Raw genomic sequence first — 811 nt, 5'->3', positions numbered from 1 at the left:
AATACCGTTTAAAAAACATAATTCTCCGCCTCCGTATAGCGTGCCTATTTTATTTCGTCGTAAAACTTAGCTCTGAAATATTCCTTTAGAACCATCATGTCATTAATAATTGAATCTATCTCATCCATTTTTTCTTGGTATTCTTTTAATGGTGAAGGGAGCGGTAACTCAATATTTGAAAAGTGATTGGCGAGATAGGGATCAAGGTTTCTCATCCATTCAGGCTTTTCGCCAATGCGTTCTTCAACTGAAAGTGAACCTGATAATCTCTGGTTAATAAGATCACTTAGACTCATTTTGGTTTTATTCGAAAGCCGTTGTAAGGATTGCTTTAATCCTATATCTAGCATGATATTTGTTCTTTCTCTCATTACCCCCCCTTGCTATTGCGTTTTTTGTTGCGCACAAAGCTACCATTGCGCATTAAGAAACGCAATAAAAAAGGAGGGAGGGAGTGGTTTGTACATGATGTGCAGTGCGCTGAGGGCATCAGTGGCGGGTGTTTTTCCGTGGGATGGATGGAGCTCCGGGGATAACAGAACTGACGATCATTTAAAGGATCTTCTTGAGATCCTTTTTTTCTGCGCGTAATCTCTTGCACTGTAAACGAAAAAACCGCCTGGGGAGGCGGTTTGATCGAAGGTTAAGTCAGTTGGGGAACTGCTTAACCGTGGTAACTGGCTTTCGCAGAGCACAGCAACCAAATCTGTCCTTCCAGTGTAGCCGGACTTTGGCGCACACTTCAAGAGCAACCGCGTGTTTAGCTAAACAAATCCTCTGCGAACTCCCAGTTACCAATGGCTGCTGCCAG

Annotated in this window: 1 protein-coding gene; it reads right to left on the bottom strand. The window is 42.9% G+C overall.

Annotated elements, in window-relative coordinates; all coding sequences use genetic code 11:
* Nucleotides 1-44: 44 nt before the first annotated feature.
* A complete protein-coding gene (locus MKP05_RS21230; RefSeq protein ID WP_240570132.1) occupies nucleotides 45-350 on the bottom strand; it encodes a hypothetical protein in 306 nt (101 codons plus the stop codon).
* Nucleotides 351-811 lie beyond the last annotated feature (461 nt).

The organism is Halomonas flagellata, assembly GCF_022487945.1.
In the GTDB taxonomy this organism is placed as follows: Bacteria; Pseudomonadota; Gammaproteobacteria; order Pseudomonadales; family Halomonadaceae; genus Halomonas; species Halomonas flagellata.
The sequence above is the reverse complement of the archived record's forward strand: the minus strand, read 5'-3'. Positions and strand labels throughout refer to the sequence as shown.